Annotated in this window: 20 protein-coding genes; 2 read left to right on the forward strand and 18 right to left on the reverse strand. The window is 56.6% G+C overall.

Annotation, left to right across the window (positions count from 1 at the left end):
- Positions 1 to 26 precede the first annotated feature (26 nt).
- Both G547_RS0118910 and G547_RS0118915 read right to left on the reverse strand, forming a co-directional pair.
- Positions 27 to 1,043, reverse strand: coding sequence for an MraY family glycosyltransferase (locus tag G547_RS0118910; RefSeq protein ID WP_036189382.1), 1,017 nt, complete (start codon positions 1,041 to 1,043; stop codon positions 27 to 29).
- Positions 1,044 to 1,153: 110 nt separating this feature from the next.
- Positions 1,154 to 2,140 carry an NAD-dependent epimerase/dehydratase family protein gene (locus G547_RS0118915; protein WP_342664699.1) on the reverse strand — a complete coding sequence of 329 codons (987 nt, stop codon included), beginning with the start codon at positions 2,138 to 2,140 and terminating at the stop codon, positions 1,154 to 1,156.
- Between G547_RS0118915 and G547_RS22325 the strand changes: the two genes are divergently transcribed.
- Both G547_RS22325 and G547_RS0118925 read left to right on the forward strand, forming a co-directional pair.
- Positions 2,088 to 3,062 (forward strand): glycosyltransferase family 2 protein, encoded by a 975-nt coding sequence (locus tag G547_RS22325; protein ID WP_051235730.1) that lies wholly within the window; start codon positions 2,088 to 2,090, stop codon positions 3,060 to 3,062. The genes G547_RS0118915 and G547_RS22325 overlap by 53 nt on opposite strands.
- A complete protein-coding gene (locus G547_RS0118925; protein ID WP_027331169.1) occupies positions 3,059 to 3,844 on the forward strand; it encodes a glycosyltransferase in 786 nt (261 codons plus the stop codon). Before G547_RS22325 ends, G547_RS0118925 begins: the two co-directional genes overlap by 4 nt.
- Positions 3,845 to 3,986: 142 nt before the next feature.
- Here G547_RS0118925 and rfbD read toward each other — a convergent pair whose 3' ends face one another.
- From rfbD to G547_RS0119005, 16 genes are all read right to left on the reverse strand, one after another.
- Complete coding sequence (gene rfbD / locus G547_RS0118930; protein ID WP_027331170.1) at positions 3,987 to 4,844, reverse strand: dTDP-4-dehydrorhamnose reductase; 858 nt, start codon at positions 4,842 to 4,844, stop codon at positions 3,987 to 3,989.
- A 65-nt stretch (positions 4,845 to 4,909) separates the two neighbouring features.
- A complete protein-coding gene (rfbB, locus tag G547_RS0118935) occupies positions 4,910 to 5,971 on the reverse strand; it encodes a dTDP-glucose 4,6-dehydratase (RefSeq protein ID WP_027331171.1) in 1,062 nt (353 codons plus the stop codon).
- A 111-nt stretch (positions 5,972 to 6,082) separates the two neighbouring features.
- Entirely contained in the window at positions 6,083 to 6,613 is a 531-nt protein-coding gene (rfbC, locus tag G547_RS0118940; RefSeq protein WP_027331172.1) for a dTDP-4-dehydrorhamnose 3,5-epimerase, read from the reverse strand.
- A 3-nt stretch (positions 6,614 to 6,616) separates the two neighbouring features.
- Positions 6,617 to 7,546, reverse strand: a complete 930-nt coding sequence (gene rfbA, locus G547_RS22330) for a glucose-1-phosphate thymidylyltransferase RfbA (RefSeq protein ID WP_051235731.1) — start codon at positions 7,544 to 7,546, stop codon at positions 6,617 to 6,619.
- On the reverse strand, positions 7,537 to 8,274 hold the full coding sequence (locus G547_RS0118950) for an ABC transporter ATP-binding protein (RefSeq protein ID WP_027331173.1): 738 nt from the start codon (positions 8,272 to 8,274) through the stop codon (positions 7,537 to 7,539). The genes rfbA and G547_RS0118950 overlap by 10 nt, the downstream gene beginning before the upstream one ends.
- Positions 8,271 to 9,041 carry an ABC transporter permease gene (locus G547_RS0118955; protein WP_027331174.1) on the reverse strand — a complete coding sequence of 257 codons (771 nt, stop codon included), beginning with the start codon at positions 9,039 to 9,041 and terminating at the stop codon, positions 8,271 to 8,273. The genes G547_RS0118950 and G547_RS0118955 overlap by 4 nt, the downstream gene beginning before the upstream one ends.
- Positions 9,042 to 9,160: 119 nt before the next feature.
- Positions 9,161 to 10,285, reverse strand: coding sequence for a hypothetical protein (locus G547_RS22335; RefSeq protein ID WP_036189385.1), 1,125 nt, complete (start codon positions 10,283 to 10,285; stop codon positions 9,161 to 9,163).
- A gap of 8 nt (positions 10,286 to 10,293) precedes the next feature.
- Positions 10,294 to 11,706 (reverse strand): glycosyltransferase family 4 protein, encoded by a 1,413-nt coding sequence (locus G547_RS0118965; protein ID WP_027331175.1) that lies wholly within the window; start codon positions 11,704 to 11,706, stop codon positions 10,294 to 10,296.
- Positions 11,703 to 13,499, reverse strand: a complete 1,797-nt coding sequence (locus tag G547_RS0118970; protein WP_027331176.1) for a glycosyltransferase family 2 protein — start codon at positions 13,497 to 13,499, stop codon at positions 11,703 to 11,705. Before G547_RS0118970 ends, G547_RS0118965 begins: the two co-directional genes overlap by 4 nt.
- Position 13,500: 1 nt before the next feature.
- Complete coding sequence (locus tag G547_RS0118975) at positions 13,501 to 13,959, reverse strand: hypothetical protein (RefSeq protein ID WP_027331177.1); 459 nt, start codon at positions 13,957 to 13,959, stop codon at positions 13,501 to 13,503.
- Between the two features lie 17 nt (positions 13,960 to 13,976).
- On the reverse strand, positions 13,977 to 16,721 hold the full coding sequence (locus G547_RS0118980; RefSeq protein ID WP_157209944.1) for a glycosyltransferase family A protein: 2,745 nt from the start codon (positions 16,719 to 16,721) through the stop codon (positions 13,977 to 13,979).
- Positions 16,691 to 17,242 carry a hypothetical protein gene (locus tag G547_RS0118985; protein WP_027331179.1) on the reverse strand — a complete coding sequence of 184 codons (552 nt, stop codon included), beginning with the start codon at positions 17,240 to 17,242 and terminating at the stop codon, positions 16,691 to 16,693. Before G547_RS0118985 ends, G547_RS0118980 begins: the two co-directional genes overlap by 31 nt.
- A 32-nt stretch (positions 17,243 to 17,274) precedes the next feature.
- Entirely contained in the window at positions 17,275 to 17,847 is a 573-nt protein-coding gene (locus G547_RS0118990; protein WP_157209945.1) for a hypothetical protein, read from the reverse strand.
- An 18-nt stretch (positions 17,848 to 17,865) separates the two neighbouring features.
- Positions 17,866 to 18,900, reverse strand: coding sequence for an ATP-grasp fold amidoligase family protein (locus G547_RS22895; RefSeq protein WP_027331181.1), 1,035 nt, complete (start codon positions 18,898 to 18,900; stop codon positions 17,866 to 17,868).
- A gap of 1 nt (position 18,901) precedes the next feature.
- A complete protein-coding gene (locus G547_RS0119000) occupies positions 18,902 to 19,711 on the reverse strand; it encodes a hypothetical protein (protein ID WP_157209946.1) in 810 nt (269 codons plus the stop codon).
- 138 nt (positions 19,712 to 19,849) lie between these two features.
- Positions 19,850 to 22,195: a glycosyltransferase gene (locus G547_RS0119005; protein WP_027331183.1), complete on the reverse strand. Its 2,346-nt coding sequence runs from the start codon at positions 22,193 to 22,195 to the stop codon at positions 19,850 to 19,852.
- Between the last annotated feature and the right edge of the window lie 209 nt (positions 22,196 to 22,404).

Below are 22,404 nucleotides of genomic sequence, written 5' to 3' on the forward strand. Positions count from 1 at the left end.
TTGTCGCCTCACCTACCAAACTCCCTTTACCACTCTTCAACATGCCGAATCCCGGCGCCGAACTGATACACCAAAAACACCACCGGCGCATAGGCCAACAACACACCCCACAGCGGGTCAATACCCCCGGACACCACCCACCAGGCCATGGGTAACAACCAGATCACATTGATCGCACCGTAAAACAACGTCGTCCCTTTGTGTCCCCAATACACTGCCCGGTGCTGATACGCATGGCTACGATGCGCCTCAAACACGTTTTCCCGTCGCCACCACCGAAAAAACAGAGTCAAGGTCGCATCCGACACAAACATCGCCAACAAAATCACCCAACCCCAGAACAGCACCGGCGCCTGATGCCCCGCATAAATGGACAGCAGCCCCAGCCACAGCCCCACAAAACCACTGCCGGCATCCCCCATAAAAATCTTCGCCGGCGGGAAATTCCAGATCAAAAACCCCAGGCTCGCCACGGCCAGCAGCCCATACAACGCCATGTTGGGCTCCGGCAACACCCACCAGGCCAGCAAGGCGCCACCGACACACACGGTCAGCGCCTCTACCCCGGCAATCCCGTCAATTCCGTCCATAAAGTTATACAGATTCAGTACCCACACCAAATACACCAACATGGGCACCCACAGCCAATACCCCTCCAGCGTCCAGCCCAGCAAGGGCAGAGCCACCGGCCCACCCAACCAGTACAAGCCCCAGGCCGCCGCAGTAAAATGCACCAGCAGCCGCACCGGCGCGGGCACATGGCCGTGATCATCCCACCACCCCACCAGCGCCACCAGCAAACCCGCGCCACCCAATCCGTACACCAGGGTATCCGGCACAAGCTCCAGCCACGCCAACGCTGGCAACGCCGCCAGCACCGACACCACAATCGCCACCCCGCCCCCACGCGGCGTCGGCACCGAGTGCGAACTGCGCGCATTGGGAACATCCAACAACTGCCTATGCAGCGCATAGCCCCGCAGCAGCCCAGTCAGAGCCCAAGTCAGCCCCAACACCACCAATCCAACCAGCAACAACGTCATATCAACTAACCACTTGTAGCGGTAGGTGGCGGCTGACGCCTTACCAACCCTACGCAAGCGTGTGCCTAACGTAGGGTTGGTAAGGCGCCAGCCGCCACCTACCAGTAAAATCACTCCGCCATCTTCCGCAGCCCCTCCTCCACCGAAAACGGCGCGCGCCACACCAGACGGTTGCGGGCCTTATCCGAACTCACTTGCAAGGAATCGCACAACCGGTCCGCCATGCTTCCGCGCCCCAACAGACCGGCGCCCGACTTGAGTATAGGCACCGGGCAGGGCCACAACCGTGCCGAACGGCCCTGCGCTTCAGCCATCAGGCGTACCAGCTCCGGCGTGGACAAATCCCGCCCATCCGACACCAGAAACGTCTCATTCGCCGCCGCCGGATGCGTACAGCAAAGCGCCAGAAAATCCGCCAGATTCTCCACAAACACCAGGCTGCGCTTGTTGCTCACTGACGCCAACGGCAAAGGCCAACCGCGCCCGACCGCCCGCATCAGTGCCGCCATATTGGCCCGCACCCCTGGCCCATATACCAAAGGCGGCCGAACAATCACCACCTCCATTCCCGACTGTTCGGCATGCTGGCGCAACGCCTGCTCGCCCTCCCACTTGGAACGGCCATAATCATCCTGAGGCGCGGGTGTATCCCTCTCCGAGAACGGCGCTCCCTCGGTTTTCTCGCCATTGACTTTGATGCTACTCACAAACACAAACCGACGCGCTCCGCGCGAAGACGCCAATCGTGCCGCCGCCAAAGGCTCGTCCCGGTTCGCCTGCCGAAAGGCATCCCGAGAGGCCTTACTCGGCTTTCCCTGAACATGGGCTCGACCCGCCGCATAAACCACCACATCACCCGGTGATAAGGGATCGCCCAACGCCGACACGCGCTCGGCCTTCACGCCAGCAACCTCACCAGCGGAACGCGAGACGGGAACCACGCCCCCCCCGTCGTTGACTAAACGAGCCATCAGCGCTCGCCCCACAAATCCGGTGGCTCCTGTTATCCAGACCGTCATCTTTTCAGGTATACTCCGCCAAATTATGGATAAAACCGAAACCGATATGCCCAGCACACCTCCCCAACCCACACGCATAGACTACGACGTCGTCGTGTGCAGCTATAACGGTGGGGCCTACATTGCTGAGCAACTTGAAAGCATCCTCAAACAAGAGCCGCCCGCTCGACAGATCCTGATCAGCGACGACGGCTCAACAGATAATACTCGCGACATTGTAAAGCAATTGGCCGAAACATCACCCGTGCCAGTTACCCTGATTGACGGCCCGAGAAAAGGCGTCATTCACAACGTGCTGACCGCCCTGCCGCAAACCACCGCAGAATACGTGTTCCTCTCGGACCAGGACGATATCTGGCTGGAGAACAAAGTAGCCCTGTTCTCGGAACACATGCGTCAAAGCGATGACCCCCACCTGATTTTCTCCGATGCCTGGGTCTGGCACCCGGGGAAGGAGGAAATGGCCTCTTTCTGGAAGCTTGACGACCTGAAACCCGACAACGCCAAAAGCCCCAGAAAGCTCGCGTTTCACAACACCGTGCAAGGCGCGTCGGCCTGCTTTAACCGGGCACTGATCAATACGATAAACACCGAAGGCGCGCCGAGCGAGGTGATCATGCACGACTGGTGGCTGGCACTGATCGCCAGCGGTACCGGCCGAGTAAGCGCCATCAAAGAACCCACTCTGCTCTACCGCCAACACAGCAGCAACCAGGTCGGGAGCCAGAACTCCGCCGGAAAAAAGAAGCGGAACATTGCCAAAACCCTGTTTATCGCCAACCGAATTCTCTGCCAGGCCGTCGCTTTCTCGGAACATTTTCGGGAACGGCTCACGCCGGAGGATCGCGCCTTCTTTCTGGCCTACGAGAACGCCATGCGCGGCGGCACACTAAAGCGCCTGGCATTTATACTGCGCCATCGGCCCACCCATAAAGACCTCAATCGTACCTGCAAGCTGTGGGCAAGCATTCTGTTGGTGAAGGGAGCGCGCGCCCAATGACCATTTTCATCTCAATCGTCTCCCATCAAAACACGATTGAAATTGTCCACGACCTGAAGCCTCATCAGTTGGCCTCCGCCAATCAGCGGGTCGTGCTGTTAGACAACAAACCGTCAGACGACCTCAAACGGTACGCACTGGACCACCAACTGCACTACCTTGAAAACGACGCCATCCAAGGCTTTGGTTCAAACCACAACCGTGTATTTCAATACTGTCGCAAACACCTGGGCATGGACCTTGAAACGGATTGGTTCATCATCCTGAACCCGGACCTGGAGTGCGACCCACAAAGTATTACGACGTTCGTGAAGGATATGGAAAAAGAAGGCACCAGAATTGGGGCGCCCAACATTTTCAAGGACAACGCCTTTCAGGAGCACGAGGAATCCGTTCGCCGTTTTCCCTACTTATGGGAGTTGTTGACGTCGTATATATTTCGGAAAAACCGAACGGGCGTGGACCGCTGCTGCCTCACAGCGTGCGAAGTGGACTGGGCATCGGGCGCCTGCCTAGCCTTCAGGGCCGACACCTTTGAAGCGCTGGGTGGGTTCGATGAACGGTATTTCTTATATTATGAAGACGTAGACATATGCTGGCGGGCACGGCATTTACTGAACGTGAAAACCCACTACATTCCCGGCGCCAAAATGGTCCACCGGGGCAAACGAGCCAGCCACACCCTGAACAACAAACACCTTTGGTGGCACCTGACCAGCGCCATCCGCTTCGCCTGGGTCAGAACCAAAACCGCATTGTTCGGCTCCAAAAGCTTAAAATAACCCATTACCCTACTAATTTTGATAGGGCCGAATTTACGTAGGGTAAGGTAAGGCGTCAGCCGCCACCTACCACGCTGGTGTGCGCTCGTACCATCCGTAGGTGGCGCCTACCGGCTTACCTACGCTACGCATTATTGGCCGTTTACGGCAACGTCTCCAGCATCGATTTCAACTGCCGGCGCCAATGCACCGCCTCCAATCCAAAGGCCTCTTGAGTAGAGCGAGTATCCAGTACGCTGTAAGCGGGGCGCTTGGCCGGTGTCGGAAACTCTGAAGAAGGGATTGGGCGAATTGGGATGGCGCTATCAAGAATGCCAAGCTCCAGGGCGATGTCCTGAATCGCCACCGCGAAATCGTACCAGGACGCCACACCGGCATCGGACCAGTGATAAATGCCACCGGGTACTTCACGCTCAATGGCTGACCATAATGCCCCGGCAAGGCCCGCCGCCCAGGTGGGCGCCCCCAACTGGTCAACCACCACGTTCAGTGACGGCTTCTCAGCCATCAGACGCAACATGGTTTTTACAAAATTTCCGCCGTTGCGCGAGTACAACCAACTGGTCCGAACAATCACCGAGCCCGGCAGCTGGCGGCGCAGAACCGTTTCCCCGGCAAGCTTCGAGGCGCCGTAGACGGACGGTGGATTGGCAGCGTCATCAGGCACATAGGGCCGATTCCCTTGACCATCAAACACAAAGTCCGTAGAAACATGAAAAAGCCGGGCTCGTACGGACTGGCAGGCCGCCGCCAAATTGGCCACGCCCTGCTCATTCACCGCAAACGCCGCTTCGCGCTCGCTCTCAGCCTTGTCCACCGCCGTGTACGCCGCTGCATTGATCACGACCTCTGGCCGTCGACCCTGAAGAACATACTCACAGGCATCCGACAAGGTGATATCCAGCTCATCACGACCGGCCATAGTGACGTGAACACCTGCCGGCGCAGTCTGCATCAAATCCCACGCAAGCTGACCACCACCAACCACCAAAACCTTCATACCCACCTTAACGAGGTGTAGGGTAGGTAAGGCGATAGCCGCCACCTACCAAAATAACGTTAATATCAGCCCTCGCCCAAACGCGTCAACTGATACTCCCCACTCAACACCCTTTCCCACCAGGCCCTATTATCCAGATACCACTGAACCGTCTTCCGCAACCCAGTCTCAATCGTCTCCCGGGGTTCCCAGCCAAGCTCTCTCTGAATTTTAGAGGCGTCAATCGCGTACCGGCGGTCATGCCCCGGCCGATCCTTCACAAAAGTAATCAGCTCTTCATACCGGTTAACGCCAGCGGGCTTCTCCGGAGCCAACTCCTCCAGTATCGCGCACACAGAACGAACGATATCAAGATTCTTGACCTCGTTGTGCCCGCCGATGTTATAGGTTTCGCCGACAGCCCCTTCGGTCGCCACCTGAATCAGCGCACGAGCATGGTCTTCCACATACAGCCAATCCCTCACCTGCGCCCCATCCCCGTAAACGGGCAACGGCTTACCGGCCAACGCGTTGAGGATCATATGGGGAATCAGCTTTTCGGGGAAATGATACGGACCATAGTTGTTGGAACAGTTGGTCACCACAACCGGAAGCCCGTAGGTGCGCCCCCAGGCTCGGACCAGGTGATCCGAGGCCGCCTTGGACGCCGAATACGGGGAACTGGGAGCATAGGCCGTAGATTCCGTAAACAACGCTTCGGTATCGTCCAAGTCACCGTATACCTCATCCGTCGACACATGGTGAAACCGAAACCGTGCCTTGCCTGCCTCATCCAGCTGTTCAAAATGTTCACGAGCGGCCTGCAACAGGTTAAACGTACCCATCACATTGGTCTCAAGGAACGCCTGGGGCCCGTCAATGGAACGGTCCACGTGGGACTCCGCAGCCAGGTGCATAATAATGTCCGGCGCGAAACCACTGACAGCAGCATGGGTCGCGCCCGCATCCCGCAAATCGACCTGAGCGAAGTTTGTTCGGGCGTGGCTCTCGTAACCGGGCACAGAATCAAGGTTCCCTGCATAAGTCAACGCATCGAGAATCAGCACCTGGTGCTCATCATCCTTCATCAACTGGCGAACAACCGCGGACCCGATAAAACCGGCACCGCCAGTGACCAAAATTCTCATAATACCCCCGTAGGGCGGATAAGCGCCAAGCGCATCCGCCTTAATTACACGTGACGCTTGCAGGAATACATAATGTTGGGTTACGGCGGATGCGCTTGGCGCTTATCCGCACTACGTGAAGATTGGAGCGGTGCGATCCTTTTCGGATAACAACACGTCGCCGGCGCGCTCAACAGGCCACTCAATACCCAACGTCGGATCGTCCCACCGAATCGACTGCTCCGATTCCGGGTGGTAGTAATTCGTACACTTATACACAAACTCCGCAGAGTCCGACATCACCAGGAAGCCGTGTGCAAAGCCTTCAGGCACCCACATCTGACGCCTGTTGTCAGTACTTAAATAGCATCCTACCCACTGACCGAAGGAAGGAGAGTCCCTACGAATATCCACCGCCACATCAAACACCTCGCCGGAAACCACACGCACCAATTTGCCTTGAGGTTGCGGCTCCTGATAGTGCAACCCACGAAGAATACCCCGGCGAGATTTAGAGTGGTTATCCTGAACAAAGGTCACATCAGCGACATTCTCCCGAAACCAGCTCTCTCGAAAGGTCTCCATAAAGAAACCCCGCTCGTCGCCGAATACTCGAGGCTCCAGAATTTTTACGTCGGGGATACGGGTATCAACAATATTCATAAATCAATCAGCGAAACGATGTCGAAGATCACCACAGGGGCGCTGGCTGTCTTTTAATATCTTCAGTAGATACTGGCCATACCCACTTTTGATCTGCGTCTTCGCCAGCGCTTCCAACTGCTCATCGGTTATAAAACCCTGCCGATACGCAGCCTCTTCCGGGCAAGAGATCTTCAAGCCCTGCCGCTTTTCGATGGTCTGTACATACTGCGCAGCGCTCAACAGGTTCTCATGGGTGCCGGTATCCAGCCACGTATAACCTCGGCCCATAATCTCCACGTTCAAGCGACCCTCGCGAAGGTAGTGCATATTAAGATCGGTAATTTCCAACTCACCGCGCTTAGAGGGCTTCAGCGTCTTGGCGATCTCGGGCGCAAGATGGTCGTAAAAATACAGGCCGGTCACCGCATAGTTGGACTTAGGCTCCCGGGGTTTCTCTTCCAGGCTGACCACCTTACCCTCACTATCAAACTCAGCCACACCGTAGGCGTCCGGGTTATCCACGTGATAACCAAACACTGTCGCGCCATCAGCGCGCTGATTCGCACGCTGCATCAGGGCCAGAAACCCATGGCCGTAGAAAATGTTGTCGCCCAGTATCAGCGTACTCGGGTGACCATCGAGGAAACGCTCGCCCAGCACAAAAGCCTGTGCCAGGCCATCGGGGCTGGGTTGCGCCACATACTCCAGATTAATCCCCCACTGGCTACCGTCCCCTAACAGGCGCTGGAATGCTTCCTGTTCGTGGGGCGTGGTTATCACCAGAATATCGCGAATACCCGCAAACATCAGCGTTGTCAGCGGGTAATAGATCATGGGCTTATCGTAGATGGGCATAAGCTGCTTGCTGGCACCCAGGGTAAGGGGGTATAAACGTGTACCAGAGCCGCCAGCGAGGATAATGCCCTTTCGTGCCTTGGAACTTATTGCCATGCGGACTTCCCGCCCTTTTTGGCCAGATTGTTCATAAAGTGTTTATACTCCTTGGCCACCTCATGGGTATCTCCCTGGGCCTTGATCACGCCATCTTCCAGCCACAGGGCACGGCTGCACACCTTATTCACCTGCGCCCCGCTATGACTTACAAATACCACGGTTTGCTCACTGTTGATCTTTTCCATCATGGCCTTCTCGGCCTTTTTGTTGAACTGCTGATCTCCCACGCTCAGGGTTTCATCGATCATTAACAGATCCACTTCGGTCAGCAGAGCAGTGGAGAACCCCAGGCGGGCACGCATACCCGACGAATAAGTTCTCACCGGGCGTTCAAAAAACTGGCCCAGCTCCGAGAACTCCTTTATGCCCTCAATAGATTGCTTTGCCTGCTTTTTGCTGTAGCCCTGAAGCATCGACGCCAACAGCGCATTATCCCGTCCGGACAGTTCTTTATCAAAACCCATACCCAGCGTCAGCAGGATCCGGGAGATGTGCTTGGGATGCGTCACCTTACCCCCGGTAGGGGCAACCACACCGTTCAGAATCCGCAACAGCGAACTTTTTCCACAACCATTGCGCCCCATAATGCCCAAGGTTTCACCGCGGCGTACCTCAAATGTCACATCCTTAAGAACCGGTATGCTCACCCGCTTGAAGCCCCAGACACGACTGTTATAGCCGTACTCGACATCCTCAACTGAGAGCAAAATATCACCCGTCGTCATGAGTTAATCACCCTGGAGGCCATGGATTGCCCCATAAATCGATAAAACAGATGCACCAGCACCAAGCCACCCAACAGTACCAACGCCAACCATCCCAAGTGCTGCAGGTCGTACATTTCACCCCGCATCAGCACATCGCGGTACGCGTCCAGCAAATAGGCCAACGGATTCCAGGTCACCAGAAGTTCACGCTTCACAGGGTCTTCAATTCGGTTCAAATCCCAAAAAATACCCGAACCAAACATGAGCCCCATCACAGCCATGCCGATCAGAATACGAACGTCACGCACATAACTTACGCACGCCGCTGCCATCAATGACACCAACAGAATCAGCAAATACTGTACCCCCCAAAGAGGCACAATCCAGAGCCAGTGCCAGCTCGGCATATGACCATAAACCATGGTCAAGCCAAACAGCATCAGAAACGTCACCCATTGCCGATACAGTACTGTGTGAACCTGCTCATAGGGGAAAAACTGCCGAGGCACGTTGGTTTGGGTGATCAAAGACTTACCACTGACAATACTGTTCGAAGACGAGTTCACCGACTTACTGAACCACAAAAACGGAATTTTCCCCATCATCAAAAACAGAATGTCGCGACCGAAACCCAACAGGACCGTAAACACCAAGTAAAACATCAAAACCCACAATACTGGCTCCAGAATCCACCACAAATAGCTGAGATACAGCTTGGACGCATCGGACTTCAGCGACATCTTCGCCTTTACATCCACCAGCGCTAAAAAGTTTTTAATCTTCATTCGTTTCCACTACTTTAATCAGTTCCACGAGGCTTATCTCAGGCAAACATAATAATGCGAGGCATGCTACTCCAACTCTATCCCCTTGTAAATAAAGCAAAACCCTCGGCTCTAGAGCACTAACACTCCTCCTTCAACCCAAGCAATAGCGCCAGCTTTTCAACGTCACTGGAGACCATTTTCTGCGTTTTCAAACGATGTTTCACGCCAGCACGAATTCGCTCAATCTCGTTGGGGCAAAGCTGCTCAAGATGCCTCAGAGCAGAACCCAGATCTAATGGCTTTTTCTGCGCCCCCCTGGACTGATGTAAATAAGTTTCGTCTCTATCTAACAACAACTTCATTGCTGGGAAGCGGTTCGCCAGAACACTGTTTGTTCGATGAAAAGCCCGGCTCAGGCGCTCAACCTGTTCAGGCTCCAAATAAACGCTCAGCCCCTTCTCTACATGTTCAGACTGATCAGAGTAGTCCTGCAGCGCCCAGTCCACTGCATGGCTATCGATGCCTTCATCCTCACTGAGAATGACATTCAACAATCGCTTCAGCTCCAACGCGTCAGGGACATAACTGCGATTGACTCGTTTAGCATCAAAACGGAAACGGTCAAAGTATTGTGTCTTTACCCCAATCGCCTCCAACCATCGTTCTTCAATAGGCTTTTCAGGCTCCCCCTGCGAGGGCTTCAAATAAGGCAGAAACGTGCAGTTATCATCACCCACCAAATCCGCCCAACGGCGTAGTCGCTTACCACTCAAGTTGGGGGGGCGCGGACTGGAAGGCAAATTCTCAAACACCTCACCAATGGTTTTAGTGCAAAAATGACGCTTTATCGATTGGTTGTAGTTCGAAACAAACGCTTCAACGGGGTGACGAAACCAGCCCACCACTCGTACATTCAGCCCTTCAAGAAGCGGCCAAAAGCGTGAAGCACATCGGCAAAAGCCCTCCGAGGAGAGCAGCAAGGTTTTCTTCATTAGACGGGCTTTGAGCAACTGGCACCGAAAGTACACTCTAGCCAGAAAAAAGCTTTTCTTGAGCATAAGGGTTGACAGAATCGAGTGGCCACCAGAAACGCCATTCTTATCCACGAAGTGCTTTGGATAATAAAATCCTACGTCTAACAAAGCCTTTCGATTATTCATACTAAAGAGCTGAATAGCCGACGAACCCGTTTTGGGCGCACCGACGTGAATTACCACATCCACTCCCTGGCTGTGCAGGCTCCCCCTCTGTTCATCACCCATACTGATTCCTAAAACGAAAGAATGTGTCGCATCACCTGCTCCAGGCGTTGTCGCGTTACCGTCACATCATAGCGATCGGTGGCAGCACGTCTTCCGGCGGAGCCCAAACGCTCACACAGGGCGGAATCTTCCGCTAGCAGCTCCACCCGGTGACGCACCCCGTCAACCTCCCCCAGCGGCACCAGGTATCCGGTTTCGCCGTGTTCGATCAGCTCGGGCAGCGCACCCCATTGGTACGCCACCACCGGGAGTCCGGCGGCCATGGCCTCAACCACACTGCGTCCGAACGACTCCTCAAAATGCGACAGGTTGACCAACACATCCAAATCGGCCAGCGCCTCCTGTGGTGTTGAAACATAAGGCACAAACACCAGGTTTTCAGGTACCGGCTCGCGTTTAACACTCTGGACCCATTCATTGTCGGGCCCCACCAAATGGCAGCGAATGTGAGCCTTGTCGCTCAGCTGTCGAGCCAGTTCTACAAAATCGTACAGCCCTTTTTTGGGCAAATTGCTGCTGACCATGCCGACAGTAAAAGGCCGATCCGGGTGAGCTACCAGCGATTGGAAACTGCCGACGTTAACGCCGTTAGGCACCACCCAAATATTGCGAAGACCCAGGCTATTTGCCGTGTAAACCGAGTTTGCCAGTAGCACATCCGCACCCTGCCCTACCCGCTCAAGGACCTGTTGAGGTGTGGCGCCCAAGGTTGCGCACAGAGCGTCGTCTCTTACCGGTAGCTCCCGAACGTGCACCACTGTGCGTATACCACACTGACGCGCGGCGACTAAAGGTTCATCCAGCACCAGGGTGTTCACATAGACCAGATCGACCTCGAAGCGCTGGATCAGATCCACAAAATGCCGTACCGTTGCCTGCACGCTTGGACGCTCACGATGCCACCAGCCCATGGGCACGATAACCAGCGCCGCACAGCGAGCGCGCACCGCGTCGACATAATCCGGGTTGAGTGCACTGGGCAACACCACCACACGGTTGATGGGCAAACCACTCATGGCGTCCAGGGTCTCAAGCAAACTGCGCTCAGCGCCATACAAGGTACGCCCAGCCTGATGTCCGCAAACCAGCACCGTTTGTTGCCCCTGCACCAGAGCCACATCGCCCTTTAGTTCGGGTACACAATAAGGCTCGCTCAAATGATGCTGAGACCAGTGATGCAACGGGTCCGCCCCATCAGACACCTCAGGATTCAGTAGCGCATAACCAGACGCACTGAAGTTTGGCCCCGGGTCTCGCCCCTCAGCACGGCCGAAACGCAAATAGTGCACTCGCGGATCCTGCCCCAGGGCCGCAACGTCCCGATGCAAACTCCGGTAAGCGACCGGATCAAACGCATGCGCCAAAGGTTCATTGCGTAATCGCCAGCGCCAGTACCAATTTTTTAAACGACGCAGGCTCACAGGCGAGCCCCTCCGGCCCGAAAATACTCAAGCCAGGATGCTTGTGACTCATGACATCGTCCATCGGGGCCCAGTACTTCCTGCAGCCGGGGCAGCGCCACCGTGGGCGATGGCCGAGGTGACGACGCGAACGGCGTCAGCAAACACACCGTTTCCGCCTCCAGTGTCAGCCCCGGGTGAGCGAAACACACACCGGCTCGTTGGGCCCAGGCAAACACTTCATCAGCGATGGTATTTCCCGCCCAGGCCGTGGCGTCGGGCCAGTGCAGTAAACACAGCGTCTCACCATCCCTATTGAGGGTCTCAAGCTGAGTCAGCAGCCCAGGCAGCTCCGCCTGGTCCTGCAATGCAAAATTCGCTACTGCCACCCGCGTCACCTTAAGCCTGGCGGCCATTATACTCCCCAACGGCACCGGAAAGGGGCGCAACCCATCGGGCATGACCGGTTGACCCCCACTCGCCCGGTGCCACCAGCGAGCGGACTCGGCGTACACGCGGCGCAAGCCATAAAACTGGGTTCTCAAGTGGCTGGCCGTTTGTTGTGTCAGGGTATTAGCGCTCAGCCGGGCAAACGCCAGGGGTATCTCCGGCATCACCGTCATCAGCGCCTTGTGTCCATAATGGTGCTCCAGGCGCCGGGCAAACTCGGTATCCGCCTCAACCCGCACCTCATCCCAGTAGCCCATGCGCTCGAACACCGCACGGCGTACCAGCCAGGACGACGGGTTTAGCTCCAACATGCCCTGGTTCAGTTGCCAGGAGCCCATCATCTTAAACGGCTCCTGCACCCTCACCCAACGGCTCGCGCTGGCCATCAGGACCGTGTTACTCAGCAGCGGAGCAAGTTGCCGCTCCAGTTTTTGCGGGTGCGACCAATCATCGCAATCGTGGACTGTAACAAAGTCGCCCTGCGCTTCCCGGGCTGCGCGATTACGCGCACCGTAAGCTCCCAAATTGCGGGCATTGCGTAGCAGGCGAACACGGCTATCTCGCGCCAGGTACGTTTCTACTATCGCGGCGGTCTGATCAGTACTGGCATCATCCACCACCAACACTTCGAGGTTGCCCCAGGTTTGGTTCAACACGCTGTCCAGGGCGGTCGGCAGAGTTTGTGCGGCGTTATGGGCACACATCACGACACTGATCTTTACCCCGTCCTGGCGACTTAACTCACTTCGGTGACGGCCCTGTAGGTTATCCAGGCTCAAAGCTCGGCTTTTGTCACGCGCCACCAGTTCGTCCAGCCCTTGAGCTCGGTAAAGACGGTTCAAGGGTTCCAGCGTTGGCGCCGGGTCCCTATTTACCTCCAGCAGCGCCCGATTAACCGGATCGAGTTCCGATAATGACGTTTCGACACCGCATTTCTTCAACGCCAGCGTTTTTTGCCGCTCCCCGCCAGGCGCCGAAGCGTCTGCGAGCCAACCTCGAGCAGTGGCCAAATCCCCGTTGGCATAGGCCCAGAGCGCCAACTCCCAGGCTGCCCTCCCGTCACCACCTTTAGCGAGCGCTTCCAGCTCAGGTGCTGCGCGATAGGCGAAGCCCGACCAGAGTTGTTCACCCAAGCGGTCAACCAGCGTGTGTTGGGGAGATTGAGGCAGATAGGGCGTTTTGGCGTTCAATGAGGGGCGACGGCCCTCGGCTCGACCATAGCGCAAGTAGTGCAACCGGGGGTTCATACCCGACGCTTTGACATCCGGATAGGTAGCCAGATACCAGTCAGCATCCAGCGAAAGGGCCGCTCGCATCGCGCTGAGGCTTTTGAAGCCCCGTGTCACTCGTGCCAGCAACGCCATGTCAAGGCTTACCCGAACGCCCTTCACCCTGGCCAAACAACACAAAGTGCACCAGGGGGTTGATGCCTGTAGAGCGCACATCGGGGTAGTTGGCCCAGTACCAGCGCGTGTCGAAATCCGGGCCCGGATTCAGGCCTTGAGAGGCACCGTGCCGATAATAGTGTACCGCCGGGTCCCGCCGAGCCAGGCGGTTCTCCCTCAACTCCGGGTATTGGCGCAAATACCAGTCTCCATCAAAAAGCGCGGTGTTGCGCACCACCTGTACACCGCTTTGAGGCACGAGCGCCCGGTAACGATCAAAATAACGCAGCCACCAGGGGCGGCGGGTAAACGGGTAGGTCGACTGGCGGCGCACAAAGCGGCGCAGCGGAGACGGAACACCGCGCAGCCGGTCGATCTCGTCCTGCTGGCGCTCCAACTGTCGGGTGAGCGCTGCTATCGTTTCCACATCATGACTCATGAAAAGCATCCATCTGTTTATCCCGTAGCCACCGGCGTTTTATCCAATCGCCGCAGGCGCTCGGCCAGCACCGAATAGTGCGCACGCTCGCGCACAAACGCCAGCCCTCGATTGGCGGCCTCCAGGTAGGCCGACTCATCGCGCCACAGTTGTTGTACCAGGGGCCACACCTGTCCGGGCTCGGCGTAGTGAGCGTAATCGCCAAAGGTTTCTTCAAACACCGGGGGCAAAATTACCGGAATGCCTAGTCCCATGGCCTCCAGGACGGCCCGGCCAAATTCTTCAATGTAGCGCTCGTGCGGGTAGTGAACAAAAAAGTCCAGTTCCCCCAAAAAGTCCCGGGTACTCTCGGCAAAGGCGCTTACCTGCCAGTTATCCGGACGGCGCCCCAGGACATTCAGCGCGTAATCGGCGCCGCCGAGCAAGCGCACCTCACAACCCTGATCCGCACAGTACGCCTGGGCCAGCGCCTGCGGTGACGAGGGCCACTTGGTGTAATGGTCGCGCGCGTGGCGGCCCAGTACCGGTTGGTCCCGCTCGGCGCCTCGCCAGTGCGGCTCGGCGACCTTCCAGGTGTCCACGTCCAACAATGGGCTCCACACATCGCGGTGCGGTGGCGGATAGCGTTCGTCGCTTTCCATCAACCGGCGCACCAATCCGGAAATGGGCACCCATATCGGTTCAATACCAAACAGTGCCTGTACATTGGCGTGAATCTGGCGCGGGTCGTATTGCGGGTCACCACCATCGGTCAGACGTGCCGCCATCTGGTTCACCAGAATCGCAAACTGGTCGGCGCGAATCTCCGGCACCGCGTCCAGCCGGTAGCGCAGCACCACCGGGTAACCCACCAAAACCCGGTCAGTTTCAACCGCCTCTCCGGCCGCTAGAATATCAAACTCCCCTGCCCTGGCGCGCGCGCGCAGGCTGGCTTTAAGCGGCAAGGTGACATCCAGGTCCGCCCGGCGCCAGTGAAAAATCGCCACCTTTTTACCCAGCGCCAGGGCGGCATTGACGTAATTGATAGTCGATACAAAGGCACCGCCGTCCAGGTTGAAATCCGCCATCACCACCAGGTCGTAGCGCCGGGGCGTATCACGCCGGTCCACCTGCATCACGGAAGGGATCGGAAAGGGTCGCTGGCCGCCGGCCAACGGCAGTTTCAATGACTCGGGGGGCACACTTTCATGCCAGGCGCGGGCCGCTTCGCGATATTCACGCCGGGCGCCGTAAAACAGCGTTTTGGCGTGAGTGACTGGCGTGCGAGTCAGGGAGCTATCCTGGTCCAACGCAAATGCCAAAGGCACGCCCTTGTGCAGCCGGACCACGGCACCCTCACCGTACACGGCTTTAAGCCGCAACATGAACTCAGAATCCGCACTGGTCCGAGCCAGGTCCCACTGCCCCAAGGCATCAATGGCCGACCGGCGGAACATCAGCGAGGAGGTATTTTCCGAGGTAAGCGCCCCGTGGGCCCGAAAAGTACCGGTAAAGTACAGGTCCTCTCTCGCCCGCGCCCAATCGGTAATGGTGGCGATAGCGTCCGGGTGATCGAGCAGGTAGCGCACCTGGGTTTCGAGTTTCTGCGGGTGCGACCAGTCATCGGCATCGTGCACGGTGACGAGCTCGCCCGAGGCCAAGCTCAGCCCATAGTTGCGCGCCGCGTAGGCGCCGCTATTCTGCGGCATCTGAAACAGTTTGATACGTGAGTCGGTAGCCATTAGCGCCTGAACCCGCTTACGGGTATCGTCAGTGCTGCAGTCGTCCACCACCAGAATTTCCAGGTTGGCCCAGCTTTGTGCCGACAAGCTGCGCAGCGCCGGTTCGATTTGGGCGCCCGCATTGTAAGCCGGCACCAGTATCGAAACTTTGCTGTGCTCCGCGTCTGACGCAGGCATTGCAGCGGCCATCACATTATCCAGGGCTAACGGCCGCGCCGAATCCCGCCGCTCGATGGGGCAAAACCCTGCCCGTTGCAAAATACCATTCAAGGCCGCCAAGCGCTGAGAGACCGCTGTGCCGGTGTGTGCACGCACATAGGTATTGCTCAATGCCAGGCGCAGGTCAGAATCCTGCCGCCCGACCACACGCCGCGCTGCCTGCACGCACTCGTAAGCCTGCGGCTCCGCGCCAAACCGCACCAGGCAATCCGACTCCAGCAGCACCTGCTCTTTACTGTGGCGAATACCCGGATCGATATGGCGGCGTTGTGACAAATGCGCCAATGCCGTGGCGTAATCTTTATGAAACGCGGCCCAACGGGCCAGCGCCCAGAGCGCATCACTGCGCTCTTTCATACCCTCGGTGGGGGAAATCCGCTTGAGCCGCAACAGCGGCAACACCTCATCGGAAAAGCCCGCCCAGAGTTTATCTTCAAGGCGTTTGGCAGGCTGGCGAGCCAGGGGATGAGCAATCAACGCAGAGTCGGCGAGGCTCGATACCACCACCCGACTGCCAGTCGCACGGCCGCGCGTCAGAAAATGCCAAAGCGGATTCATACCGCTTTCGCACAACCCCGGATGCTGAGCAATATAGGCGCTGGTACTGAAACAGGGGCTGGGGTCGCAACCAAGACCCGCCCCATAGTTAGCGTAGTGCTCAAGCGCCGACAAGCCCTCCGGAATCAGAGGGCCGTACTGCTCAAAATACCAAGGCTCGTCAACCAGCGTCGCAAAATCCTCCGATACGTTCTGCTGGCGGCGGTATAAATGCCTTAAAACACCAGAGAGCATCAATCCGGTCGAGAGGCGGTAATTCGGCACGTCCGGGGGCCGCGCTCACCCTCCAAATACAGCTCTCCCTCAGCAAGGGTCCCCGTCATGGAAAGCCGTTTCAAATCGTCATTCCCGGCCGTGTACCAACCTTCCATCACCACGGTGGTGCCGCTAACCTCCCCTCGCCACCACTCAAACCTGGCACTCAGCTGCGCGGGGACTACCGTCCCGCCCTGAGTGGAATCGAGAAACGCCTGAACTTCCCCATTATCGTAGGCGACCATCCCCTCGCTAACGAGCAACTCTTTGTCCCGACTAAAGCCCTCCCAGCGATGCCAAGGGTCGCACTCGAGCTGGCCGGGCCACGCTGTAAAGTCCTGTTTGGATAAATCATCCACCGCGACAAATTTATCCCACACCTTGCCCTGACTCTCACTTGGCTTTTCTGTCGCTTCGCCGCCCATCCACTCGGGCAGCTCGCTACGATCCACCCTTTCCAGGGCATACCAAATCCCAACGCTGGCCGCCAATCCGGCAACAACGCCAATACCAGCCAATACTTTATTCATACACTACACACCATTCTGAATTCTATCGTTTCTCACTTAACTTGGTGGGGACGAATACGCCGCCCCTCATCGGCACCGTGGAGTAAATAATGAAACAAAGGGTTGACACCAATCGCCCTGACGTCCGGGTACTTCTCTAAATACCAGGCACTATCAAAGTTCGGACCAGGGTCATACCCCTGAAAGCCGCCCTGCTTCAGGTAATGAAGCGCCGGGTTCGAGCGCGCCAACCGATCATTGGCAAGTTCGGGGTACTGAGCCCGATACCAGTCAGCATCGAAAAATGATGATTCCGCGATGCGTCGCACCGCTCGCTGGGGGATTCGTTTCCGCGCTCGTCGAAACCAGCGGTTGTACCACGGCGTCACCGGAAACCGAGGCGTACTACTGAGCCGCTTAAAAGCCCGCAGAAACGGTGTTGACCGCCTCAGCGATTCCAGGTCCTGCCGCTGAAGCTCTATAAGCTGCGTCAAAGCACCCAATTCATCAAATCGAGTCGCCAGCGATATTTCTTTGTCCTCCAGCTCGGCCTCAAGTTCCCTGACCCGTTGCTCCAGGGTGCACACACGCAGGCTCTGTTCCGAAGGACTATCAATTTTGTCCATAAGCATCATCGCCTTCCATCAGGAACCGGGCAACAAACTCCGGTAATCTGAAAAATCTTTACCCAAAATCAAGTCCTCAAAAAGCCGGGCCTGAGCTTTGACAAACAGATCGCCAAGTTTGCGGTCCCACACCTGATTGAAACTTGCCGCCACACCCGGCCGCAGCGTAAACTCGCCGAACCGCCAATCGGTGTCCGACACCAAAAAATCAATGCGCACATGCGCCCAGGGAATCTTTCGGCTGACATCCTCGGCCACTTCGATCAATTTATGATCAAAAACGGGGGCCACATCTGCCTTCGCAGAATACTTTCCGGTATCAACCACGTCGCCATCAGCATTGAAAAAGCGATACTCACGCCCGTGCCAACGGTCAACCTGAAGAATCAGTCCAACCTTCCCGTAAAACGTATACATCTTGACATCAAACGTATCCAGAGGGCTACCGCTTGAGCCGACAATCATCTCCTCCTTCAGCCAGGCATCTTTAGCCACGCCCACCTCGGCCATCTCTCGCCGAACCGTCTCAAAAAACATTTGCGGCGACGAGAAGGTTCGATCGGAAAAGAAATCGTGCAATTCACCGCTGGGCAGCGTACGGACAGCATAAATACACTTCCCACCTTCCGCGTGAACCGGCTTGATCACACAAGGCTGGTCAAACGTCAATGTTTCCAGCTTGAGTGGGTACTCGGAAGCCGGAATCGGCAAACCAACGCGCTCCGCAAAGCGCACACTGTTCCCCTTGACACTCACCACGCGCGGCGGCAATTTCTTTGAATTCTGAATTGCCCCCAGTTGCGCCGCTCGCTGCAACCGGTAAGAAACGGGCTGAGAAGCTTCGAAAAACGTATTTTCAGTGTGGTTCAACCGGGGATAAAAATTAAACTGTTTCAGCGCTCTGACTGCCTCAGCGTCTTTATCTGACAGCAACTTTTTGCGATGAATCGCCTTTACCGGTTTGCTCAGCGCCTGGTAACGCTCCGTAATCTCAGTAAGAATCCGTTCAACGTCTTCAATTGACTGCCCAACCTCTGACTTGAACAACGCCATATCACACCGCGCTCATAATTTCAGAAAACACGTCCGACGTTTCCGCCTGGAGATGCCCTTTCTCATGGGAAAACAGAATGGTCTTTACCCGCTTTCGGGATGTGGATTCATCCGGTGAGATCCCAAGCATTTTGCAGTACTCGGAAAAATGCTTTGTATAGTGGGACTTATCCAACACATTTTGCACTAACACCAATCGATCTTTGGTCGTTCTCGGGCTCGCCAACAGATCAAAACGCTCCGCACTGGCTGTAAAATCAAACGTATCAAACGTTGAATTATGGCAGAATTTCAAGTAACGATTCACCAGACTTTTGTTATATTTTTGTAAGGTTACCTGAGGGTTAATGGCCACCGACGTTGCACCCGACAGGAAATCCTGCATCCTCAGAGACGCAAAGCCACCGCCCGAGGAACCATAGAAAATGGTATTCTTACGCCTGACTCGCAAGTAACCCGCCAGCTCCTGCACCGTGTCAGCAATAAAGGGCAAAGGATCCTTGTCCCCTACCCCGATATACCACGCCAGGCCCAAGCGTTCATGCTCAAACAGGGCCGGGTCCGATACATACAGCACATGCCCCGGAAAACGGTCTGCCCACTTCCAACGCTGAAATACCGGCGGGTCCACTTTATCCCGGGCCGCCGCGCCGCTGAACAGCACAAACAGACGCTTGGCCTTGGGCTTTTTGGCGAACGCGAAATCATACCGTAAACCGTTATGCTCCCGAGTGAATATCACCCGATCGTCGTCGTTTTCTACCAGCTCAGGTCCAAATTCCGTACGGCGGTAATCCGCCAGGTCGGTCACACCGACTTTTCCGGAAAAGCGCGGGACCTCGATGAACTTCTTTTTCCGTTTTAAAAATCCAAACACATCGTTACCACAAAAGTAGGGCACCCATTCGGTGCCAAAATTCCAACATCGAAACGGCACCGCATGGGTGCCCTACGGTAATCGGCCCAACCTAGCTTCCAGCACATCATATCCGGCAAACCGCCGTACAAACTCTAACGCTTTGTCCGCGGCCGCCTGATACGCCCCCTGATCCGCCCACAACCGATCAATCAACGGCCAAACCTCCTCAGGCTCGGCATACAACGCATACTCACCGAAGGTATCTTTGAATACCGGCGGCAAAATCGCGGGAATGCCCAATCCCATGGCCTCCAGCACCGCCCGGCCAAACTCCTCGATATACTCCTCATGCGGGAAGTGCACAAAGAAGTCCAGCTCCTGCAAAAACTCATGAGTGGTATCCACATAGCCTTCCACCACCCAGTTGTCAGGCCGATAACCCAGCACCGACAGCGCGTGATCGGCGCCGCCCAGCAACCGGATTTCACAGTCACGATTCACACAATACGCCGCTTCCAGCGCCGCACGGGTCACGGGCCACTTCGTATAGTGGTCCCGGGAGTGCCGCCCTATCACGGGCTTTGCACGCTCATCTCCACGCCATTGAACCCGAAACTGGCACCAGTTCTCCAAGTCCAGCAATGGGTTCCAGGGCTCCTCATGGGGCACAGGATAACGCCCATCCTCCCACATCAGGCGCCGCACATAGCCTGAGATTGGCACCCAGACCGGTTCCAGGCCAAACAGCGCTTTGACATTGGCTTGAATGCGGCGCGGATCATACTGCGGGTCTTCACCGGTGGTCAGGCGCGATGCCATCTGGTTCACCAGAATCGCAAACCGTTCGGTTTTGATCTCTGGCAGGGAATCCAGCCGGTAGTTCAACACCACCGGATAACCCACAATGACCGTCTTCGCCACGACCGACTCTCCGGCCGCCAGAATATCAAACCGCCCTTCCCTCGCCTGCGCCCGAAGCTCGGGGCGAAGCCGTGTTTTTACGTCCAGGTCCGCACGCCGCCAATGAAAGAGCGCCACCCGCAGCCCGTGGCCAACAGCAGCATTGACGTAATGCATCGTGGAAATATAGGCACCGCCGCTCAGATTGAAGTCGGAGATCACCACCAGGTCATACTCTCGCGGCTTATTAGTTCGCTTGGTCTCCATGACCGAAGGCATGGGGAACGGCAATGTCGGGTTGCCCAACGGTACACGCAATCTCTCGGGGCCGGCCTGCTCATGCCACGCCTGCGCAGCCTCGCGAAACTCCCGGCGAGCGCCATAAAACAAGGTTTTAGCGTGGGTAACCGGGGTACGCGTAAGAGAGGTCTCCTGATCTAGTGCAAAGGCCAGGGGCACCCCCTTGTATAGGCGTTCCACCGCCTCATCCCCGTAGCGACAGCAAATGCGCATGACATACTCACTGTCGGCACTGGTGCGCGCCAGCCCCCAGCCACCCAGCTCATCCACCACCTCCCGGCGAAACATCAATGACGAGGTATTTTCCGAAACCAGAGAGCCATGCGCCCGAAAGGTGCCGGTAAAGTAGAGATCTTCCCTGGCTCGAGCCCAGTCAGTAAGCGTGGCCACACAACCCGGATTGTTCAACAAATGCTCCACCTGAACCTGCAGCTTCTGGGCATGGGACCAGTCATCACTGTCGTGTACACTAATAAAGTCCCCAGTGGCTTGAGCCAGCGCGGTATTTCGCGCCGCATAAGCGCCACCATTGTGGGGCGTGGACAGCAGGACAATCCTCGGGTCATTCTTAGCGAGCCGCGCTACCACCTCCTGCGTCTCATCAGTGCTGCAATCGTCTGCAACCAGTATCTCGAGGTTTGTCCAGTTCTGTTCCTGCAGACTACGAATCGCCAAACCAATCTGGTGGGCGGCATTATAGGCTGGCATTACAATGGACACCTTCGCTTGCTGTAATTGCACCTGAGGTAGCACGGGTACGCCATAACAGGCAATGTTGAAGATCGAGATAGCGTTCGACTTATCCCGTCGGTCGACCATCGAAAACCCCGACTGAGCCAACGCCTGATTGACACTGGCCAGCCAGTCCGACTCAAAACCGACGTCGGCACAGCTGATTAGACCGTTCGCCCGAGCGAGCAGCAGATCCACATCGCATTGCTCGGCTTTGGGTAGTGAATCCAAGTGACCCAACGCCTCGTCAGGCCGGCCCATACGATTGAGACAATCGATCAGCATCAATCGGGACGCTTTGCCGGAAGCCGCGTTAGGATCAAGGAACCGCTGCTGCTGTATCCGCAACAGTGCCTCATCATACTCACGGTGAAAAGCCGCCCAGCGGGCCAGTGCCCAAGCAGCATAAGCACGTTCCTGTCGACTTTGAGAGGGCGATTGCAGCTTCGCCTTTAACGTGAATAGGCCATCGTCAGAAAAACCACCCCACAGCAGGCTCTCCAATTTTTGGGACCTAAGGCTAATCAACGCCTCAGGACTGTCGGCGACAGGTCCCAATGCCAGCTTTGGCTGCCCAGCTTCAATATAGCGCCAAAGCACATTAACTGAACCGGCCTCAATACCAATCACTCGGCGAGCGTCAGAAAGCGAGAACGCTTTGCTAGGCGACCTTCCCAGCCTCGCACCCACATGCACGTAGTGAACCACGGGTG

The organism is Marinimicrobium agarilyticum DSM 16975 (assembly GCF_000423345.1).
Taxonomy (GTDB): domain Bacteria; phylum Pseudomonadota; class Gammaproteobacteria; order Pseudomonadales; family Cellvibrionaceae; genus Marinimicrobium; species Marinimicrobium agarilyticum.